17 protein-coding genes are annotated in these 19,108 nt (G+C 68.4%); 9 read left to right on the top strand and 8 right to left on the bottom strand.

Annotation, left to right across the window (positions count from 1 at the left end):
* Positions 1–66: 66 nt before the first annotated feature.
* Positions 67–1,167 (top strand): carboxylate-amine ligase, encoded by a 1,101-nt coding sequence (locus WFI54_RS06215; RefSeq protein ID WP_336651926.1) that lies wholly within the window; start codon positions 67–69, stop codon positions 1,165–1,167.
* Positions 1,168–1,169: 2 nt separating this feature from the next.
* Here WFI54_RS06215 and WFI54_RS06210 read toward each other — a convergent pair whose 3' ends face one another.
* Both WFI54_RS06210 and WFI54_RS06205 read right to left on the bottom strand, forming a co-directional pair.
* Positions 1,170–2,084, bottom strand: coding sequence for a VOC family protein (locus WFI54_RS06210; protein ID WP_336651925.1), 915 nt, complete (start codon positions 2,082–2,084; stop codon positions 1,170–1,172).
* A 56-nt stretch (positions 2,085–2,140) separates the two neighbouring features.
* On the bottom strand, positions 2,141–2,719 hold the full coding sequence (locus WFI54_RS06205; protein WP_336651924.1) for an NADPH-dependent F420 reductase: 579 nt from the start codon (positions 2,717–2,719) through the stop codon (positions 2,141–2,143).
* A gap of 105 nt (positions 2,720–2,824) precedes the next feature.
* Here WFI54_RS06205 and WFI54_RS06200 point away from each other — a divergent pair, with 105 nt between their 5' ends.
* Positions 2,825–3,409, top strand: coding sequence for a MarR family winged helix-turn-helix transcriptional regulator (locus WFI54_RS06200; RefSeq protein WP_336651923.1), 585 nt, complete (start codon positions 2,825–2,827; stop codon positions 3,407–3,409).
* 166 nt (positions 3,410–3,575) lie between these two features.
* Here the strand turns inward: WFI54_RS06200 and WFI54_RS06195 are convergent, their stop codons facing one another.
* Genes WFI54_RS06195 through WFI54_RS06180 form a run of 4 tightly spaced genes read right to left on the bottom strand, consistent with a single transcriptional unit; the run spans position 3,576 to position 8,607 of the window.
* On the bottom strand, positions 3,576–5,123 hold the full coding sequence (locus WFI54_RS06195; protein WP_336651922.1) for an ABC transporter ATP-binding protein: 1,548 nt from the start codon (positions 5,121–5,123) through the stop codon (positions 3,576–3,578).
* On the bottom strand, positions 5,116–5,982 hold the full coding sequence (locus WFI54_RS06190) for an ABC transporter permease (RefSeq protein ID WP_336651921.1): 867 nt from the start codon (positions 5,980–5,982) through the stop codon (positions 5,116–5,118). Before WFI54_RS06190 ends, WFI54_RS06195 begins: the two co-directional genes overlap by 8 nt.
* Positions 5,979–6,947, bottom strand: a complete 969-nt coding sequence (locus tag WFI54_RS06185) for an ABC transporter permease (protein WP_336651920.1) — start codon at positions 6,945–6,947, stop codon at positions 5,979–5,981. The genes WFI54_RS06190 and WFI54_RS06185 overlap by 4 nt, the downstream gene beginning before the upstream one ends.
* A 34-nt stretch (positions 6,948–6,981) precedes the next feature.
* Complete coding sequence (locus tag WFI54_RS06180; protein ID WP_336651919.1) at positions 6,982–8,607, bottom strand: ABC transporter substrate-binding protein; 1,626 nt, start codon at positions 8,605–8,607, stop codon at positions 6,982–6,984.
* Positions 8,608–8,789: 182 nt separating this feature from the next.
* On the opposite strand from WFI54_RS06180, the gene WFI54_RS06175 reads away from it, so the two are divergent.
* Complete coding sequence (locus WFI54_RS06175) at positions 8,790–9,362, top strand: TetR/AcrR family transcriptional regulator (protein WP_336651918.1); 573 nt, start codon at positions 8,790–8,792, stop codon at positions 9,360–9,362.
* A gap of 44 nt (positions 9,363–9,406) precedes the next feature.
* Here the strand turns inward: WFI54_RS06175 and WFI54_RS06170 are convergent, their stop codons facing one another.
* Positions 9,407–11,551: an NADPH-dependent 2,4-dienoyl-CoA reductase gene (locus WFI54_RS06170; RefSeq protein ID WP_336651917.1), complete on the bottom strand. Its 2,145-nt coding sequence runs from the start codon at positions 11,549–11,551 to the stop codon at positions 9,407–9,409.
* Between the two features lie 235 nt (positions 11,552–11,786).
* Here WFI54_RS06170 and WFI54_RS06165 point away from each other — a divergent pair, with 235 nt between their 5' ends.
* Positions 11,787–12,350 (top strand): dihydrofolate reductase family protein, encoded by a 564-nt coding sequence (locus tag WFI54_RS06165; RefSeq protein ID WP_336651916.1) that lies wholly within the window; start codon positions 11,787–11,789, stop codon positions 12,348–12,350.
* Positions 12,351–12,429: 79 nt separating this feature from the next.
* Here WFI54_RS06165 and WFI54_RS06160 read toward each other — a convergent pair whose 3' ends face one another.
* On the bottom strand, positions 12,430–12,633 hold the full coding sequence (locus WFI54_RS06160) for a cold-shock protein (RefSeq protein ID WP_017883062.1): 204 nt from the start codon (positions 12,631–12,633) through the stop codon (positions 12,430–12,432).
* Positions 12,634–12,974: 341 nt separating this feature from the next.
* Between WFI54_RS06160 and WFI54_RS06155 the strand changes: the two genes are divergently transcribed.
* Genes WFI54_RS06155 through WFI54_RS06135 form a run of 5 tightly spaced genes read left to right on the top strand, consistent with a single transcriptional unit; the run spans position 12,975 to position 19,081 of the window.
* Entirely contained in the window at positions 12,975–13,898 is a 924-nt protein-coding gene (locus WFI54_RS06155; protein WP_336651915.1) for an NUDIX hydrolase, read from the top strand.
* Positions 13,895–15,232 carry a quinolinate synthase NadA gene (nadA, locus tag WFI54_RS06150; RefSeq protein ID WP_336651914.1) on the top strand — a complete coding sequence of 446 codons (1,338 nt, stop codon included), beginning with the start codon at positions 13,895–13,897 and terminating at the stop codon, positions 15,230–15,232. The genes WFI54_RS06155 and nadA overlap by 4 nt, the downstream gene beginning before the upstream one ends.
* Positions 15,229–17,007, top strand: a complete 1,779-nt coding sequence (locus WFI54_RS06145; RefSeq protein ID WP_336651913.1) for an L-aspartate oxidase — start codon at positions 15,229–15,231, stop codon at positions 17,005–17,007. The genes nadA and WFI54_RS06145 overlap by 4 nt, the downstream gene beginning before the upstream one ends.
* Entirely contained in the window at positions 17,001–17,849 is an 849-nt protein-coding gene (gene nadC / locus WFI54_RS06140) for a carboxylating nicotinate-nucleotide diphosphorylase (protein WP_336651912.1), read from the top strand. Before WFI54_RS06145 ends, nadC begins: the two co-directional genes overlap by 7 nt.
* Positions 17,846–19,081 carry a cysteine desulfurase family protein gene (locus WFI54_RS06135; protein ID WP_336651911.1) on the top strand — a complete coding sequence of 412 codons (1,236 nt, stop codon included), beginning with the start codon at positions 17,846–17,848 and terminating at the stop codon, positions 19,079–19,081. The genes nadC and WFI54_RS06135 overlap by 4 nt, the downstream gene beginning before the upstream one ends.
* The last annotated feature ends 27 nt before the right edge of the window (positions 19,082–19,108 follow it).

Below are 19,108 nucleotides of genomic sequence, written 5' to 3'. Positions count from 1 at the left end.
TGACCTTTACGCTCGAATCTGAGCCGGGCGCACCGCGCTGCCCGGCCGAGGGTAAAGGAGGGCGACATGGCAGCTGACGAGTTCCGCAGTTTTGGGGTCGAGGAGGAGTACCTGCTTCTCGACGCCGGGAACGGCACGCCGAGTGATCTGGCCGCTGAGCTTGTGCGTTCGGCGCCGCGCTCGGTTGCGCCCGCCGAGCGCGAGTTTTTCTCAAGCCAGCTCGAGACCGCTACTCCCGTGTGCCGCACCGTCGAAGAGGCGCTCAGCACGCTCACGGAGTTTCGCAGCGCACTGTCGCGGGAGGCGGCGGATCGCGGCATTGTGCTGGCGGGCAGCGGTCTTCCGCCTGTGGGTGGCGACGAAGCTGGCACGGTCACGCCGAGGTCGCGCTATCGCGAGCTGGGCGCGCAGCTGCGCAACGCGGCGACGCACCAGTATGTGACTGGCACACATGTGCATGTGGAGATTCCGTCGTCCGATGCGGGCGTGGAGGTGCTGTCGAGGCTCGCTCCGTGGGCGCCGGCACTGCTCGCAATGACCGCGAACTCGCCGCTGTGGTGCGGTGAACCGACAGGGTTCGCGAGCTGGCGACATGTCATGAACATGTCGTGGCCGGTGGCGGGGTTCCCGCCGGAGTTCGCGAGCGGCGATGAGTACACGCACGCTGTGGAGCAGCTTGTCGAGAGCGGGGTGCTGCTCGATGCCGGTGTGGTGACGTGGCTTGCGCGGCTGTCGCAGAACTTCCCCACGATGGAATTGCGGATCGCTGATGCGCAATTGGAGGCTGAGGATGCGGTCTGTTTCGCCGTGCTGGTGCGGGCGCTTGTGGATCGGGCGCTGCGCGACGCTGAGGCGGGGAAGGCGAGGCCGCGAGCGGCGGCCGGCCTCCTGAACGGTGCGATCTGGATGGCGGCCCGAGACGGTCTCGGAGCCGAGCTCATCGATCCGCTCACCGCGCGCCCGGAGCCGGCCTTCGACACCCTCGACCGCATGGTCGATTCGGTCGAGGCCGAACTGCGCCGCACCGGCGATCATGACCGCGTGCACGGCTACGTCGAGCGCCTCCGCGCCACCGGCGGCCCCGCCCGCCGCCAGCTCGAACGATTCGAAGCGGGCGGTCTCGAAGGGCTGATCGGCCTCTACCGCGAGAGCTCCGGCGCGGGCTGACCCTAGCGGGCCATCAGCTCGTCTGTCGCGACTCCGGGCATCGCGAGGGTGACACGGGTGCCCCATGGATCATCGAGCGCGAGCGTTCTGCCGTCTGAGGCGAAATCGATCTTATGACGGCGGAGACGTTCTGCAACAGCATCGAGTTCCGACCGGTCGGGCACAGTGATCGAGACATCGGCCAGGCCGAGCTGTGCCGCGCGGGGCCCGGCACCGCGACTGTTCCAGGTGTTCATAGCGATGTGGTGATGGTATCCGCCGGCTGAGGCGAAGAGCGCTCCAGGATATCGACTCTGGGTGATCTCGAACCCGAGGGTGTCGATGTAGAACGCTCGTGCGGTTGCGAGATCTCCGACCTGAAGGTGGACGTGTCCGACGGTGCCCGCCTGGGTGGGTGCGGCAGTGACTGCCTCCGGGCTGAGGTGCTCGCGAAGAAAGGCATTGGGGTCGAGAAAGATGGTGTCCATCTGGATCTCGCCGTCGACCCGTGTCCATTGCTCTCGGGGTCGATCCGTGTAGAGCTCCACCCCATTGCCCTCCGGATCGGTGAAGTAGAACGCCTCGCTTACGAGGTGATCGCTCGAGCCGGTGAAGGTGCCGCGGCGGTCTTGCGCTGCGCGGTAGACCGTCGCCGCGAGACCCGCGGCGTCCTCGAAGAGGAAGGCCGTATGGAACAAGCCTGCCTGACGCGGATCGACCGCGGGAAGGTTCGGTGTGTGGATCAAGCGAACGAACGGGGTCTGCCCGCGACCGAGTACACGATGCGTCTCGTTGCCCTGGGCTTCCTCTTCGAGGGGCTCGAGCGCGAAGGCGCCCGAATAGTAGTCGGACATGACCTGCATGTCACCGACGCGGAGTGTGACCGGACCCATGGTCGTCTGCGCGTTCAGTATCTCGTCGTGAGTCGAGGTGCTCATGATGTTTCCTATCTTGTCGAGGTGCCATGTGGCACCTCGACATCAACGTGGGGATGCTACTTCGCGATAGCGAAGCCACCGGTCCAGGAGATCTTCTCGCTCGCGGCGAGTGTGAGCTGGAGGAAGCCGAGTGCTTCCAATTCATGTGCACGGCTGAGCGAACCGGCGTCGAGGGCGGCCAGCCCGCCCGCGATGATCGCCCCGGCAAGCTGAGCCTTCGCCTGCACGTCATCGCCCGCGATCAGGACCGTAGTGGTCTCGCCGCCGACCTGCTTGCTCACAAGGGTCGCGGCGAAGTTGGTGTTGAAGGCCTTGAGTACCTTGCTCTGGGGAAGCCGTGCCTGGATCGCTGCCGTCGCCGAGCTGCCTTCCGGCACTACCAGAGAGTCGAAGGTCTCGAAGTTCAGTGGATTGGTGATGTCTACCACCGTTTTTCCTGCGAGCTGGTCACCGTGCGCCGCGAGGATGCCCTCGACCGCTGGATACGGCACGGCAAGCACGACCACGTCACCCGAGATGCTCTCGCTCTGCAACTGCTCGCGCGAGAGGTGCGACACTCTGGCGCCACCGGCGGTCAGGACACCGCCGATCGCGGATCCCATGTTTCCTGTGCCGATGATCGTGTAGCTGGTCATGATTCGTTCCTTCCGGTTGGTGATGTCCGGTAACGCAGAGAGATTACTTGTAGATGAAACTAACACAAATTGCTTGCGTCTACAACTAAAGTTAGGATGGATGATATGAGCCGACTGAACCAGCAGGAGCGGGTTGCCATTGCGCGTTTGCGAGCGATGCTCGAACTGCTACCCACGGAGCTGGACCGCCGAATGGCAGGTGCGGGGGTCACATCGTTCGAGTTCACGCTCCTCGAAGCGCTCTACGAGGCTGAATCCCATACGTTGCGGCTCAGCGCCCTTGCCGCGCGTACGAACGCAACCCTTCCGCGTCTGTCTCGAGTGGTCGACAGTCTTGAACGAAAAGGGCTCGTGGTTCGATCGGTCTGCGCGGCAGACCGGCGGGCGACGAACGCGACACTGTCGATGGACGGGGTCGCGGCCTATCGGCGCGCTTTGCCGCTCTACAGTGATGCGGTGAAGTCGCTCGTGTTTGCCGGCCTCGGAGAGGAGGGCGCCGCTCGGATCGCAGAGGTCTCTTACGGGATTCTCACCCAGCTCGATCCGGACCGACGCTTCGCCGTCACCGAAAGTGGGTGCGCAGCCGATCCTGCACCGAACGCACACTGGGGAGAAGTGGAACGTTGCTCGGCCGACCCTGGGCCCGTTCCTTCGGACTGCCCGGCAGACCCCGAACCGATATCAGGGTGATCGAAGGCCGGGCCCAGGATACACGGCCCGATTCGCTCGAAGGCTGTTCTTCTGCGTGCTCCTTTTCTGAGCGCGAGATTCCACACGCCCGGCGCATTATGCTCCTCGGGGAAACGAGCCCCGGTGGCGCTCAGCCGCGGGCGACAGCTGGACGCCTGGCGGTGCCTCAGGCGGTGGCGCTGGCGACGAGCTCACGGGTGAAGGGGGCGGTGGGATCGGCGAACACCCGCTCCGTCTCACCTGACTCGACGACGCGACCGTCGCGCATGATGAGCACGCGATCGCACACGCTGCGCACCACGGCGAGATCGTGCGACACGAACACGAGCGAGACGCCTCGCCGCTTCTGCAACTCCCGCAACAGCTGCAAGATGCCCGCCTGTGTGGTCACGTCGAGCGCAGACACCGGCTCGTCGCACACCAGCACATCGGGGTCGGCGGCGAGCGCCCGCGCGATCGCGACGCGCTGGCGCTGACCGCCCGAGAGCGTCGCTGGCCTGCGACGCAGATACTCGGGGCCGAGCCCCACTCGCGCGAGGAGCGCCTCGGGGGAGCGAGCGGGATCGCGCAGCGAGGCCGACAGGATCCGATCGACCCGCCAGCGCGGATCGAAAGTGGCGAGCGGATCCTGCGGGATGAGCCGCACGCGGCACCCGGGATCGACGCGCTCGACCGTACCCGCATCCGGCTGCTCGGCACCCACGAGGAGGCGCGCGAGCGTGCTCTTGCCCGCGCCAGACTCACCGACCACGCCCACAGCCTCGCCCCGTCGCAGCACTAGATCGGTCTCGTGGAGGCCAGCGCTGGCACCGGCGGGAGCCGGGAAGCGACGGGCGGCACCGCGCAGTGCGAGCAGCACGGGGGAATCGAGGGGCGGGGAGGCGGCACGGCTCGCCGCCCCCGGTTTCGGGCCGCGCGGGATCGCCGCGACGAGCGCGCGGGTGACGGCGTGGGCGGGCCGGTGCAGCACCTGCTCTGTAGCACCCTGCTCGACCACGCGACCCCGATCGAGCACGACGATGCGGTCAGCCACACGGGCGACGCTTGCGAGATCGTGACTGATGAGCAAGACCGCCGTGCCCCGCTGCGTCACCTCTTCGAAGAGCTGCAGCACGCGGCTCGCCGTAGTGGCATCGAGCGCGGTGGTCGGCTCATCGGCGACCAGCAGTGCCGGCTCGTGCACCAGCGCCGAGGCGATCAGCGCACGCTGCCGCATCCCCCCAGACAATTCTCCCGACCGCTGCCGCAGGCGCGATGCGGCGTCGGGGAGGCCCGCCGCCTCCAATGCGCGGATCACGGCGGCCCGCCGCTCACGGCGGCCGATCCCATGCACCGCCAGTGCCTCGCCGACCTCGGCTTCGATGGTGCGCAGCGGATCGAGCGACTGCAGTGCATCTTGCAGCACGAGCGCTACCTCGCGCCCACGCAGCCCCCGCCACCGATGCGGCGTGAAGCGGCGCACGTCGTGCCCGACCGCCTCGAAGGAGTCGGCCGCCACGGTCCACCGCGGATCCGCCTGAATAAGACCGAGCAGCGTGCGCGCGAGCACCGACTTCCCAGCCCCCGACTCGCCCACCACCGCAACGCACTCGCCGGCGTGCACCCGCAGATCGATGCCGTCGAGCACCGGCGCACCACCGCGCAGCGTCACGCTGAGCCCCTCGACGTCGAGCACGACCGTCGCACCCGCTCCTGCCTGAGTCGAGCTAGCCACGAGCAGCCCCCAATCGTCGCCCCAGCACCGTGAGCGCCCCCGCGACCAGCACGATCGCGAGACCCGGGCACACCGTCATCCACCAGGCCGTTGTCAGATACACGCGCCCCGCATTCAACATCGCCCCCCACTCCGGCGAAGGTGGCAGCGCGCCGAGACCGAGAAAACCGAGCGCCGACACCCACACAATGGCCTGGCCAATCCCGAGCGTCGCAGCCGAAGCCAACGGCCACAGCGAGTTCGGGGCGATGTGTCGCACGAACACCTGTACCGGCCCCACCTCGTCGAGACGCGCCCACTCCACATAGCCGCTCGCGGCGATGCTGTGCACGCGGGCGCGCAGCATTCGTGCGTAGCCGGGGATCGTGGCGAGGCCGATCGCGAGGATCGACGCGGTGGGGCCGGACCCCATCACCGAGATGAACAGCAGCGCCATCACGAGCGTGGGGAGCGCAAACAGCACCTCGAAGACGCGGCCGAGCGAGCTGTCGAGCCAGCGCGGGCCGAGCCCCGCCGCGAAGCCGAGCACCGCCCCGAAACCGATCCCGATGCCGGTCGCCGCGAGGCCGATGCCCACCGAGGCGGCGGCTCCGTGCACGACGCGGGTGAAGAGGTCGCGGCCCGATTCGTCGGTGCCGAAGAGGTGTGCCGCCGAGGGCGGCTGGAAACCATCGGCCGGGTGCACGGCGAGCGGATCACCGGGGGCCAGCAGCTGCGGTGCGCAGACCGCGATCAGCGCGACCACGAGGATCGCCGCGCTGATCCATCCCGACCACCCGAAACTCCGGGCAGCATCGAACCCGGCGCCGCGCCAGAACGCGGTGCCGACCCGGCTCTCGCCGATCCGCATCGCTCTCATACACGCACCCCGTCCCGGCGGCGCAGCCGCGGATCCACCCACTGCTCAAGCACATCCGAGAGCAGCATGATCGCCACATACATCAACGCGATCACCACCACAGCCCCCACGACCACCGGCACATCACGCACAGTCGCCGCCTCGAGCAGCATCCTCCCGATGCCCTGCCGTGCGAACAGCGCCTCCACCACCACCGCACCGCTCAGCAATGATCCGTATGCCCAACCCGACAGAGCGAGCGCCGGCAGTGCGGCGTGGCGCAGTGTGTGGCGCAGCAGTACCCGGGCCTCCGACGCGCCCCGCGAGCGCGCCGTGACGGCAAAGGGAGCCTCGTCGGCCTCGATGAGCGAGCCCTGCAGCACATGCGCGAGGTACCCCGCGATCGGCACCGCGAGCGTCACCACGGGCAGCACGAGCCCCGCTGGCGTCGATCCGCTGGTGGCGGGCAGCAGGCCGAATCCGCTCACGAAGACGAGGATCAGCACCGCGCCCACGAAGAACTGCGGCGCCACCGACGCCACTGTTTCGACGCCGGCCAGCGCTGAGCGGATTGCGCGGCCGGCGCGGCCGTGACCGGCGAGCGCTACGACGAGCGCGCCGCACACCACAAGCACCCAGGCGAGCAGCAGCGCGAGCGTCGCGATGAGCAGCGTCGGCGGTAGGTTCGCGGCGAGCAGTTCGGCCACCGGCTGCTTCCGGGAGTAGGAATCGCCGAACTGCAGGGTGACGGTGTTCCAGAGTTGCGCGAGATATTGCACGACGAGCGGGCGGTCGAGCCCGTAGGTCTCCCGGGCCCGCTCCGTCGCCTCGGCGCCCGCCTGCGAACCAGGGCCGCCCATGATCGCCTCGAGCGGGTCACCGGAGAGCCGCAGCGCGAAGAACACCACGGTGGCCGTCAACCAGACCACCAGTAGCGCAGACCCGAGCCGCCTCGCGACCGCGCGCGCGATCCGTCTGGCTGTCACGTGTACTGCCCCTCGGCTTTCTCGTCTCTCCGCTTCAGCTGAGACGCGCGTTGACGAAGGTGGGTGTCGCCACGGTGCCGAGCGTAGTCACACCCTCGACGCCCTTCACCAGGAAGTGGTTCTGCTGATCGTAGAGTGGCAGCACCGTGAAACTCTCGAGAATGCGCTGTTGCGCGTCGGCGTAGAGCTTGGTGCGCTCAGCCTCATCGAGCGTGGCCGAGGCCTGATCGAGGATCGCATCGAGCTCGGGATCCTTGAGCTGCGCGTTGTTCGCGAAGTAGCCCGAGGGTGCCGGGATGGTGCCGTCGGAGTGGTAGAGAATGCGCAGCACGTCGGGGCCGACTTTTGTGTAAGGGGCGCTCACTGCCTCGTACTCGTGCACCGCGAGAGCGCCGTACCAGCTGCTCAGATCGACAGGTTCAATCACCACATCGAAACCGACGGCCGCGGCGTTCGCCTGGATTTGCTCAAACAACGACTGCTCGGCAGCCGTCGACTGATTGGTGCTGACGGGGAAGCGCACGGTCAGCTTCGCGCCGTTCTTCTCGCGCACCCCGTCGGATCCCATCACCCAGCCCGCCTCGTCGAGCAGCTTCGCCGCAGCCGCCGGATCCGTGCCGAACAACGACTTGTCGGCAACCGTAGTGGGCTCGACGCTCGCGAGCGGCGAGTAGGAACGGGAGGCCACACCCCTGAAGAGCGAGGAGATGCCCGGGTTTGGGTCGGCGACGCGAATGAACGCCTCGCGCACGCGCACATCGTCGAAGGGAGCCTGACCCGAATTGAGCTCGATACGGTTGACCGCGCCGGGGCGAGGGGCGTCGATGTGCTCGATGCCCGATCCGCTCTGCTCAGCAGCGACGATGTCTGCAGGCAGCGGGTTGTCGATGACCTGCACCTCGCCAGCAGCAAGCGCCGCTTTGCGGGTGGCCGCGTCGGGGATAAACCGCCACTCAATGCGTTTGATGTGGGCCGGGCCCTCATGGTCGGCCTCGGGGCCGGGGGTGCGGTAGTCGTCGTTGCGCACCAGATCGACCTGCTGCTGCGGGGTCCAAGACTCGACAATGAAGGGGCCGGTGCCGATGGGGGCCTGGCAGTTCTGCTCCATGCCGCGTGCGATGCCGGCGGGCGACTGGATCGCGGTCCACTGCTGGCTCAGTGACTCGAGCAGCGCCGAGTCAGGGGCCGAGAGGTGGAAGCGCACGTGCGTATCGTCGATGGTCTCGATCTCGGCGATCTTCTGCACCGCAAGGTAGCCGGTGGAGGACTGCGTATTGGGATCTTGCAGGTGCTCGATGTTCGCCTTGACTGCTGCGGCGTCGAGCGGTGTGCCGTCGGTGAAGGTGACGCCGTCCTGCAGGGTGAAATCCCAGGTCAGGCCGTCGTCGCTTGCCTGCCACTCGGTCGCGAGCCACGGCTGGATCTTGCCGCTTGAGTCGCGTCCGACCAGGGGCTCGAGATACTGCGTCGAGATGAGCGCCTGTGGGTAGTTGCCGCCCACATGCGGATCGAGGCAGCTCGGCTCGGCGTCGCCGGTCGCGTAGACGAGGGTGTCGCTCTGCTGGGGGTTGGTGCCGGCAGAGCTACAAGCGCTGAGTGCGAGAGCGGCGACCGCGGCGAGTGCAAGAGGCGTGAGCTGGCGGCGATGGTGCGGGGACATGGCGGTGCGGAACTCCTCAGGGTGCAACGACCCGAAACTATTTGTTAGATCCGGTTCAACAAAGCTATCTTACATGCGGGTTGGTGTTGTTGGCCCCCCCCCGCGCTTCGACCCTGGGCGCCACAGCTCAGACCGGGGTGAGATAGGAGGGAGAGACAAGGGTGCGGGGTAGTGTGGTGGGTATGAAAGCTTCGCGTGGGCGGCCGCCCGCTTCCTCCCGCGAGGTGCTTGCCGACGCGGCCTGCGAGCTGTTTCTTGAACAGGGCTACGAGGCCACCTCGATCACTGAGATCGCGCGTCGCGCCGGGGTGAGCCGCTCCAGTTTCTTCAACTATTTCGCCGGCAAATCAGAGATCTTGTGGTTCGTGTTCGATGGGCGGATCGACGCGCTGCTCGGGGCGCTTGACGATCCGGCGCAGCCACTCGCCGACGCGCTCGCGGTGTTCGCTGCGGGTGAGGCACCCGATACGCTCGCGCTCGCGATCGTCGATGCCCGCACGATGGGGGTCGAGCAGGAGCTTGCTGCGGGGCGGGCAGCGCGCCAGCTGCGGATCGGCACCGCCATCGCCCACAGGCTCGAACGCGACGGCACCGAGTCGGTGCGCGCCGCCGTGATCGGGGCCGGCTATGCGGCGGCACTCGTAACTGCGGTGTGGGAGTGGGCGGATCGCGGCGCCGGCCGGCACCCCCTCGATCGCGCGCTGGATGACGCAATCGCGGTTGCCCGAGAGGTGCTTTCAGCTCCCTCGAACTGATGCTGGCGCAGGTGGCGCAAGCGGCTGAGGTGCCGCCTGATCCGCTAGAGCTTCGCTGCGAGCCGCGTGCCCTGCGCGATCGCGCGCTTCGCATCGAGCTCGCCGGCCACGTCGGCACCGCCGATGAGGTGCGCGGCGACGCCGAGCGCAGTAAGTTGGTCGTGCAGTTGCCGCGCGGGTTCCTGGCCGGTGCAGAGCACGACGGTGTCGACGATGATGGTTTCAATGGCAACGGTGTCTGCGGTGCTCGTGCGCTCCTCGGTATGCGATGCGGCGGATCCGGCTGCCCCGGCCGGCTTGCTGCCTGCAGCCGTCTCGCCCGCCTGCAACCGCACCCGTAGACCGTCGTCGTCGATGCCAAGATACTCGGCGCCGGCCACCATGCGCACTCCGCGCCGCGCGAGTTCGGTGCGGTGGATCCAGCCTGTCGTCTTGCCGAGCCCTGCCCCGAGCTTGCCTGCCTTGCGCTGCAGCATCACGACACTGCGTGTAGGCTGCTCGTCGACGGGTGGACGCAGGCCGCCGGCACCGGTGAAGTCGCGGTCTACGCCCCAGTGCGCGAGAAACGCGTCGAGTGCCGCCGGATCCTCAGCCGCCGCGTCGCTCCATCCCGGATCGTCGGCGGGTGCTGTCAAATACTCGGCGACGTCGAAGCCGATACCGCCGGCACCGAGGATCGCGACGCGATCGCCCACCGGGGCCTGTTCGCGCAGCACATCGAGATACCCGAGCACGCTCGGGTGATCGACGCCGGGAATGTCGGGTCGGCGCGGCACCACGCCCGTCGCCACCACAATCTCGTCGAAGCCTTCAGCGGCCAGGGCCTCGGCTGTGGCCCGATGGCCCAACCGCAGCTCGACGCCCGTTTCCGCGATCCGCACCCCGAAGTAGCGCAGCGTCTCGCGGAACTCGCTCTTGCCCGGCACCTGCAACGCCACGTTCAGTTGCCCGCCGATGCGATCCGAGGCTTCGAACAGGGTCACCGCGTGACCGCGCGAGGCCGCCGTGGTGGCACAGGCGAGCCCTGCCGGGCCTGCACCGACAACCGCGATCCGCTTCTTCGTAACCGTCGGGCCGATGACGAGATCGGTTTCGTGCCCCGCGCGCGGGTTCACCAGGCAGGAAGCCGGGCGACCGGAGAAGGTGTGGTCGAGGCAGGCCTGATTGCAGCCGATGCAGGTGTTGATGCGCTCGGGGGTGCCCGCGGCGGCCTTGCGCACGAACTCGGGATCGGCAAGGAACGGCCGCGCGAGCGACACCATATCGCCGCAGCCCTCAGCGAGCAGCCGCTCGGCTGTGGCGGGGGTGTTGATGCGGTTGGTGGTGATGAGCGGGATCGATACGGCGTCGGCGAAGCGCCGGGTCGCCCACGAGAACGCGCCGCGCGGCACCGAGCTTGCGATGGTGGGCACGCGGGCCTCGTGCCAGCCGATGCCCGAGTTGATCATGGTGGCACCCGCGGCTTCGACGAGACGCGCGAGCTGCAGCGCCTCGTCGAAGGTTGCGCCGTCGGGCACGAGTTCGAGCATCGAGAGCCGGTAAATCACGATGCAGCGCTCGCCGACGGCCTCGCGCACGCGGCGCACGATCTCGACGGGGAAGCGCAACCGGCCATCGAGGCTGCCGCCCCAACGGTCGTCGCGGTGATTGGTGCGGCGCGCCGTGAACTGGTTGATGAGGTAGCCCTCGGAGCCCATGATCTCTACACCGTCGTAGCCGGCGAGTTGGGCGAGGCGGGCCGTGCGGGCGAAGTCGTCGATGGTGCGCTCGACCTCGGCGTCGGTCAGCTCGCGTGGGGTGAGCGGCGAGATGGGAGCTTGGATAGGGCTCGGGGCCACAATGTTCGGGTGCGCGCCGTAGCGGCCGGCGTGCAGAATCTGCAGCGCGATCCGCCCACCCTCCTCATGCACGGCGTCGGTGATGACGCGATGGTGCGGCAGTTGCTCCTCGGATTCGAGGGTGGCGGCGCCCGGGGTGAGTCGCCCCTCGTCGTTGGGCGAGATGCCGCCCGTCACGATCAGCGCGGCACCGCCGCGGGCACGTTCGCTGTAGAACGCCGCGAGACGCTCGGCGCCGTCGGGGGCTTCCTCGAGCCCGAGGTGCATCGAGCCCATGAGCAAGCGATTGGGCAGCGTGACAAAGCCCAAATCGAGGGGCTTGAGGAGGTGTGGGTACGTCGGCTCTGACATGGATCCCCGTTTCAGTTCGGAGGCGGTGCCCCGAATGTAGTGCGAGCGGCGAAGCGCTGTCGAACCGGGTGTGGCGAGTGTACAAAACAGGCTGGAGTGAGGGGGTGCGTGCGTAGCTCGGCTGCCAGTGTGATGCGGGATGCTCGGATCGGGCTGAGCGAAACACGGGGTGCGCGAACGACCCGGCGGGGCGATACTGGAAGCGGATCGCGCGCGGCGAGCAAAGGAGACGCTGATGGGCCTGTTGATCTATTCGATGGTCGTTTCGGCCGACGGCTACACGAAGGATGCGGCGGGTGGCTTCGACTGGGGCATGGCGAGCGAGGAGCTGCACGCCGTTGTCGCGGAGGCTACCCGATCCGTCGGCACCTACCTCTACGGGCGCCGCATGTACGAGATGATGGTCTACTGGGAGACCGCCGATCAGGACGCCGAGATGCCGCCAGGGATCGCGGAGTTCGCGAGACTTTGGCGAGCTTGCGACAAGATCGTGTACTCGACCACGCTCGACGAGCCACGCAGCGCCCGCACGACGCTGCGCCGCGCCTTCGACCCTGACGAGATCCGTGAGTTGAAGCGCACACTCGAGCACGACCTTACGATCGAGGGGCCCGAGCTCGCGGGCCACGCCCTGCGCGCCGGACTCGTCGACGAGTTGCAGATCTACCTCGCGCCGGTGGTGGTGGGCGGCGGCGGCACGCGGTTCTTTCCGGATGATCTGCGCTGCGAACTCGAACTGCTTGAACAGCGCAGCCTTGAGAACGGGATCGTGTATCTGCACTACCGGCTGCGGGGGTGAGCGTTGGAGGATGAGGCACTGAAACAAAAGCGGGGGTGCGGAGCCGAAGCCCCGCACCCCCGACGGTGTCGCGCTGTGCTTAGAGAGCGCGGATGTTGCTCGCCTGCAGACCCTTGGGGCCCTGCTCGACGTCAAACTCGACGCGCTGGTTCTCGAAGAGGTCGCGACGGCCGTTGCCCTGGATAGCGCTGAAGTGCGCGAAGACGTCGGAAGCTCCGTCGTCGGGGGTGATGAAGCCGAAGCCCTTTTCGGAGTTGAACCATTTCACGGTGCCGATGGCCATAGTGTGTTTCCTTCGTGTGTTGCTGGTCGCAAAGAGCGACCGGGGTGCCACGGCGACGGCGCCGACGTGGAGACTGGTGGTGCGTGCTGCGGCGGGCCGCAGCGATAAAACGTGTCTGGACTGCTCCAACGTTCGGCATTACTGGTCTTGCGGTGAGCCTATCCCAGATGCCGCAAATGCGACAGTCTCGTGACCTTCTTGTGTCCTTGACGAAGGTGCGCTCTCGGCGTAATTCACTTATAGTCAGTTTGACTATAAGCTGCTGATGGCGGTGCACAAGATGCCCGCCGCCATCAGATGAGCACCGAACAGGGAGCACCGTGCCCTACGAGACCGCCAGCGTGAGCGAGCGCCGAACCATGCCCCCGGCAGTGGCGGTCTCGACAGTCGCCTTCGCGCTCGCGCCACCCGAGGACGCGCTCATCGGTGACACGATCACGGGAGCGGTCGCTGAAACAAGCGCAGCCGCGGGTGCTGGGATCACGCTCTGGCTGCCGCTGGTGCGCCGCACACGCGCACCCTTTCATGGATGCTGGGCATTGCCTGGCGGTCCTACCCGCTGGGATGAGACTCTTTCTGATACGGCGCTGCGCACACTCCGCGATGCAGTGCGGCGCGATCCCGGCTACCTGGAACAGCTTTACTCCTTCGGTGGTGTCGAACGCTCAGCCGAGGCGCAGCGCCTGGTCACCATCGCCTACTGGGCACTCTATGGAGAACGCGAACTGCTCGCGTCGCCCGTCGCGACCGCCGACACAGCAGAGCACGCGCGCACCCGCCAACACCCGCGACGCTGGGACGACCCCGAGCCGTTCGACAGCGGGGCGCGAGCAGACGGCCGACCAGGCCCCGAAACGCGGAGCACTCAGGCAACCCGCGATCCGGACCCCAATGTGGCCTGGTTCTCAGCCGACAACTTGCCCGACCTGGCCTTTGACCACGCCGATATTGTGGCCTACGCCCTCGCACGGTTGCGCTCGAAAACCGAGTACGAGGCCGTGGCGCACCGCTTCCTGGGGCCGGTATTCACCCTTGGGCGGCTGCGCGCCGTGACCGAGGCCGTGCTCGGTGAGACCGTCGACCCCGCGAATTTCAGACGCCAGGCGCTCGCACAGGGCCACCTCGTCGACACCGGCGAAACCGAAACCGGCACGCGGCACCGCCCCGCACGCCTCTACCGCTTCCGGGAGGATCCGCAGCGGCCCCCCGGCCACCCGGGCCGGCCAGCCGCGCCCCACAACCCCGCACCGAGGAGCACAGCATGACGAGCGTGCACGAACTCATCCGAGCCGCCGCCGAGCGCGAACGCACCGCCCGCCCCCCGCAGCAACCCGCTGGCGGCCAGGCCTCGCACCGTCGACCCATCGCCCTGCGCGCTACGGGCGTCTCCAGCTGCGACTCCGGCCTCGCCAGCGACCCCTGGGCCATCGACCTCGCCCCCGGCTACGGGCCCGGAGCGTCGGCACCTGACCCGATCCCCGGCGACGCACCCCGCCAGGGGCCGCTGCCCCAGCGCTACACGGACGCCAGCGATGCGCAGCTGCACGAGTGGATCGTCGCAGCCAAGCAGCAGCTCGGCGAACGGGTGCAAATCCTCGGCCACTTCTACCAGCGCGACGAAATCGTGCAGCATGCCGACTTCGTGGGCGACTCCTTCATGCTGGCGCAGGCTGCAAAGGCGCACCCCGAAGCCGAAGCCTTCGTGTTCTGCGGCGTGCACTTCATGGCCGAGACCGCCGACATCCTCTCTGGGCCTTCGCAGGCAGTGGTGCTACCCAACCTCGCAGCCGGATGCTCCATGGCCGATATGGCGACGATCGAGCAGGTGGAGCGCTGCTGGGATGAGCTGACCGGGGCACTGGGCACTGAAACCGAGAACGGTCTGCAGCCTGTGATCCCGGTGACCTATATGAACTCATCGGCCGCGATCAAAGCCTTCTGCGGGCGCAACGGCGGCATCGTCTGCACCTCGTCGAACGCCCGCACGGTGCTCGAGTGGGCCTTCGAGCGCGGCCAGCGCGTAGTGTTCTTCCCCGATCAGCACCTCGGACGCAACACCGCGAAGGCGATGGGCATCTCCGAAGAGCTGATGCCGGTGTGGCGGCCCCATCTCGCGCTCGGTGGCAACACCGTCGAGCAACTGAGCGAGGCGCGCGTGATTCTCTGGAACGGCTTCTGCTCGGTGCACAAGCGGTTTACCGTGCAGCAGATCGAGCAGGCGCGGGCAGAGCACCCGGGAGTGCGCGTGATCGTGCACCCCGAGTGCCCTGCCGCGGTGGTCGAGGCCGCAGACGGCGCGGGATCGACGGAGTACATTCGCAAGGAGATCGAGGCGGCGTCGCCAGGCGATGTGATTGCGGTGGGCACCGAGATCAACCTCGTCAACAGGCTGCAGGAGCAGCATCCCGAGCTGACGGTGTTCTGCCTCGACCCGGTGGTGTGCCCCTGCTCCACCATGTATCGCATCCACCCCGCGTATCTCGCTTGGACGTTGGAATCGCTCGTTGCGGGCTCGGTGCCGAACCGCATCGTGGTGTCGGATGATGTGGCCGGCGACTCCCGCGTCGCCCTCGAGCGGATGCTCGCGGCACGGCCATGATGCTCGTCGTCGGCTCGGGGGTTGCGGGGCTCTCCTGCGCGCTCGCAGCGGCTCGGGCGGGTGCGGCGACGGCGCTTGTCGTGCCGGGACGGCTGGAAGCGGGCGGTGCGGGTAGTGACGCTCGCGGCGCGGTGGGCGGCAGCACTGCGCTGGCGCAGGGCGGCATCGCGGCGGCGATCGGCTACGGAGATACACCCGAGGCGCACCTCGCCGATACGGTGGCTGCTGGGGTGGGGCTCGTCGATCTCGAAGCCGCGGCTGTGCTGACCCTTGACGGGGCTGCGGCGGTGCGGCAGCTGCTGCGACAGGGCTTCGCGGCGGATCGCGCGGCGTCCGGCGCCCCGCGTCTGGGGCTGGAGGGGGCCCACGGCTACGCCCGCATTGTGCACGCCGGCGGCGACCGCACGGGTGCGGTGCTGCACAGGCATCTGGTGGCGCTCTTGCGTGCCGAGGTGGCGGCCGGGCGGATCGAGCTGATTGAGGAGCGGGTCGCTGTCGAGCTGCTGAGCGATGCCGGCGCGGTGAACGGTGCTGTGCTGCAGAACTTGGTGGACGGATCGCGCGAGACCTGCCGAGCCGATGCGGTGGTGCTCGCCACTGGTGGCTACGCCGGGCTGTATGCGCGCTCAACCAATCCGGCATCATCGCGGGGTGAGGGAGTGATGCTCGCCGCCCGTGCCGGTGCGGTGGTCGCCGACCTGGAGTTCGTGCAGTTCCATCCCACGGTGCTCGACGGTTCGGGTGTGCTCGTCTCAGAAGCCGTGCGCGGTGCCGGAGCCGTGCTGCGTGACGGGTCGGGGGAGCGATTCATGGTGGGCAGACACCCGCTCGCCGAACTCGCACCGCGCGATGTGGTGTCGCGGGAGATGCAGCGAGTGATGCAGGAGCGAGGGGAGCCGAGGTTGTGGCTCGACGCGACGGGGATCGAACGCGGGGGCGGCCCAGGCACCCTGGCGCGCCGCTTCCCGGCGATCACCTCGGCCACAACCGCAAGCGGGTTCGACTGGCGCCGCGAGCCGGTGCCGGTGTCACCTGCCGCCCACTACACGATGGGCGGTGTGGCGTCGGATCTGCGGGGTCGCAGCTCGGTCCCCGGGCTCTTCGTAGCCGGCGAGACCGCCGCCACGGGGGTGCACGGGGCGAACCGGCTCGCCTCGAACTCGCTGCTCGAAGGCCTCGTGTTCGGTGAGCGGGCGGGCCTCGCCGCCGCCGACTTCGTAGCTTCGCGCGCATCTTGGAGCTTGGAAGGGACAGGGATGCGCGCGCTCGTTGCCGAGGCCGTGCCTGAGACGGTCGGGCTCGGGGCAGGGGTCGAGGGCAATCTGGGAGCTGGTGCTGGTGCTGGTGCTGGTGCCGATGCTCGTACTGAGGCTGAGGCTGATGCTGCAACTGGTGCTGCGGCTGCGGCCAGCTCCGATGCAGGAACACCCGTGGCGCAGCAGCCCGAGCACAGTGAGTATTCCGCGGCGAATCTGCGCGCGATGATCGCGCTCGCCGCCGATGCCCGCCGCGAGTCCCGCGGCGCCCACCAGCGCATCGATGCGCCCGCCACCGATCCGGCCCAGGCGCGGCGCCGCGGCTTTGTGTTCGAAATCGCAGATCCGCCGTCCCCGACGTGTGCTCGCCGTTCCGCGCCGCCACGTCTTCCCGAGCGGCTCGCCTCTGTGGCACCCCAACCCGGATCAGTGCCTCCTGCATCATCCCCCAGGCACGCGCCAGCCGAGCCCGTGCTCGGGCCCAACCACCCACAGCAGAGGAGCCTCGCGCAGTGCTAACCCCCCACCTCATCGAATCCGTCGTGCGCGCAGCCCTCGCCGAGGACGCCCCCTGGGGCGACCTGACCGTAGAGCTCGCCATTCCTGCGGGCGCCGCCATCGACACCAGCCTTGTCGCACGGGAGACAGGGGTGTTCGCCGGAGGAGCGCTGCTCGTAGAGACCTTCCGCCAACTCGACCCGCGCATCGAGGTGACCGAGCTCGCCGAGGACGGAGCGGCCTTCGTGGCGGGGGCCTCGCTCGCCCGCATCACCGGCCCGGCCCGCGGTGTGCTGACGGGGGAGCGGGTGGCGCTCAACCTCTGCCAGCGCCTCAGCGGGATCGCAACCCTCACCGCCGAGTACGTTGCTGCCGTCGCCCACACCCGCGCCCGCATCGCCGACACCCGCAAAACCACGCCGGGCCTGCGCGCGCTCGAAAAGCATGCGGTGCGCGCGGGCGGAGGAACGAACCACCGCTTCAGTCTTTCCGACGCGATCATGGTGAAGGACAACCATCTCGCCGCTCTCGGTGCCGTCGACGATGCCTCCATCACGGCTGCGCTGCGCGGCCTGCGAGATCGCGCCGGACACACCACCGCGATCATCGTGGAGGTCGACAGACTCGAGCAGATCGCGCCCGTGCTCGCCGCCGCGCCGACCGGTATCCTGCTCGACAACTTCTCGATCCCCGAGCTGGTGGAGGGCGTGCGCCTCATCGACGGCCGCGCTGTGGTGGAAGCGAGCGGCGGGGTCGATCTCAGCACTGTCGCGAGCATTGCGGAAACAGGCGTGGACGTGATCTCTGTCGGCCGACTCACCCACGGCGCACGAGCGCTCGACCTGGGACTGGACGCGCGATGAGCGTGCGCGCGGCCGGAGCTGCTGCGGACCGCACGCACGCCACCGAAGTTCGAAGGGATCGCCGCTATCTCGATGCCGCCGCGACGGCGCCGCTGCGGCCGGAAGCGCGCGCGGCGATGCTCGCGGTGCTCGATGCCGGGCCTGCCAACCCGTCGAGCGTGCACCAGGCCGGACATCGCGCGCAGCAGACACTGCAGGCCGCGCGAGCGGCCATCGCCTCCGCGCTCGGGGCCCGAGAGAGTGAAGTAGTGCTCACTTCTGGTGGCACCGAAGCCAACAATCTTGCGATCATCGGGCTGGCCCTCGCCGCGCCGCGCGGGCGCCACATCGTCACCACACCGATCGAGCACCCCTCGGTGCTTGAGAGCTGCCGCTTCCTTGAGCGCGTGCACGGATTCGAGCTGAGCGTAGTGCCCGTTGATGCACAAGGCAGCGTCGATCCTGCTGCGATCCGGGCGGTGCTGCGCGACGACACGACGCTCGTCTCGGTGGGGCTCGCGAACGCCGAGATCGGCTCCGTGCAGGCTGTGCCCGAAATCGCCGCGGAGGCTCGCGCTCGCGGGGCCCTCATGCACACCGACGCGGTGCAGGCGGCGGCTTCGCTGCCAGTCTCGTTCGGTGCTGGCGGGAGCGGTGGTGCCGGGCATGGGGCGGCCGTCTGGCCCGGACCCGAAATTGACGCCATGACTGTGGCCTCGCATAAATTTGGCGGCCCGCAGGGAGCCGGTGCGCTGCTCGTACGCGCGCAACTGCCGATCGAAGCTCTGCTGCACGGCGGAGGGCAGGAGGGCGGTCGACGCTCCGGCACTGAGAACGTGGCGGCGATCGCGGGTTTCGCGGCAGCCGTCACCGCTTCCTCGCACGACATCGGCAGCCGCGCCCTCGCCCTCATGCGCAGCCGCGACGAACTTGTCGAGCGTGTGCTTGCCGAAGTGCCTGGCGCCCAGCTCACCGGGCATCCGATCGAGCGCCTGCCTGGGCATGCCTCCTTCGTGATGACCTCCGCGAGCGGTGAATCGCTGCTTATCGCGCTCGACGCGGCAGGCTTCGCGGTCTCTTCCGGATCGGCCTGCGCTGCAGGCAAAGACGAACCCTCGCCGACGTTGCTCGCGATGGGCATCCCGCCAGAGCTCGCGCAGACGGCGGTGCGCTTCACTCTCGCGAGCTCGCTCAAAAGTGCCGAAATCGAGCGCGTGGTAGAGGTGCTGCGCTCGGAGATCCGCTCGCGCTGAGCTGCGCCGACACCCGCACGGGCGCGG

Origin of the sequence: Leucobacter sp. MMO-125 (assembly GCF_037148395.1) — a bacterium.
GTDB lineage: Bacteria > Actinomycetota > Actinomycetes > Actinomycetales > Microbacteriaceae > Leucobacter.
The sequence above is the reverse complement of the archived record's forward strand: the minus strand, read 5'-3'. Positions and strand labels throughout refer to the sequence as shown.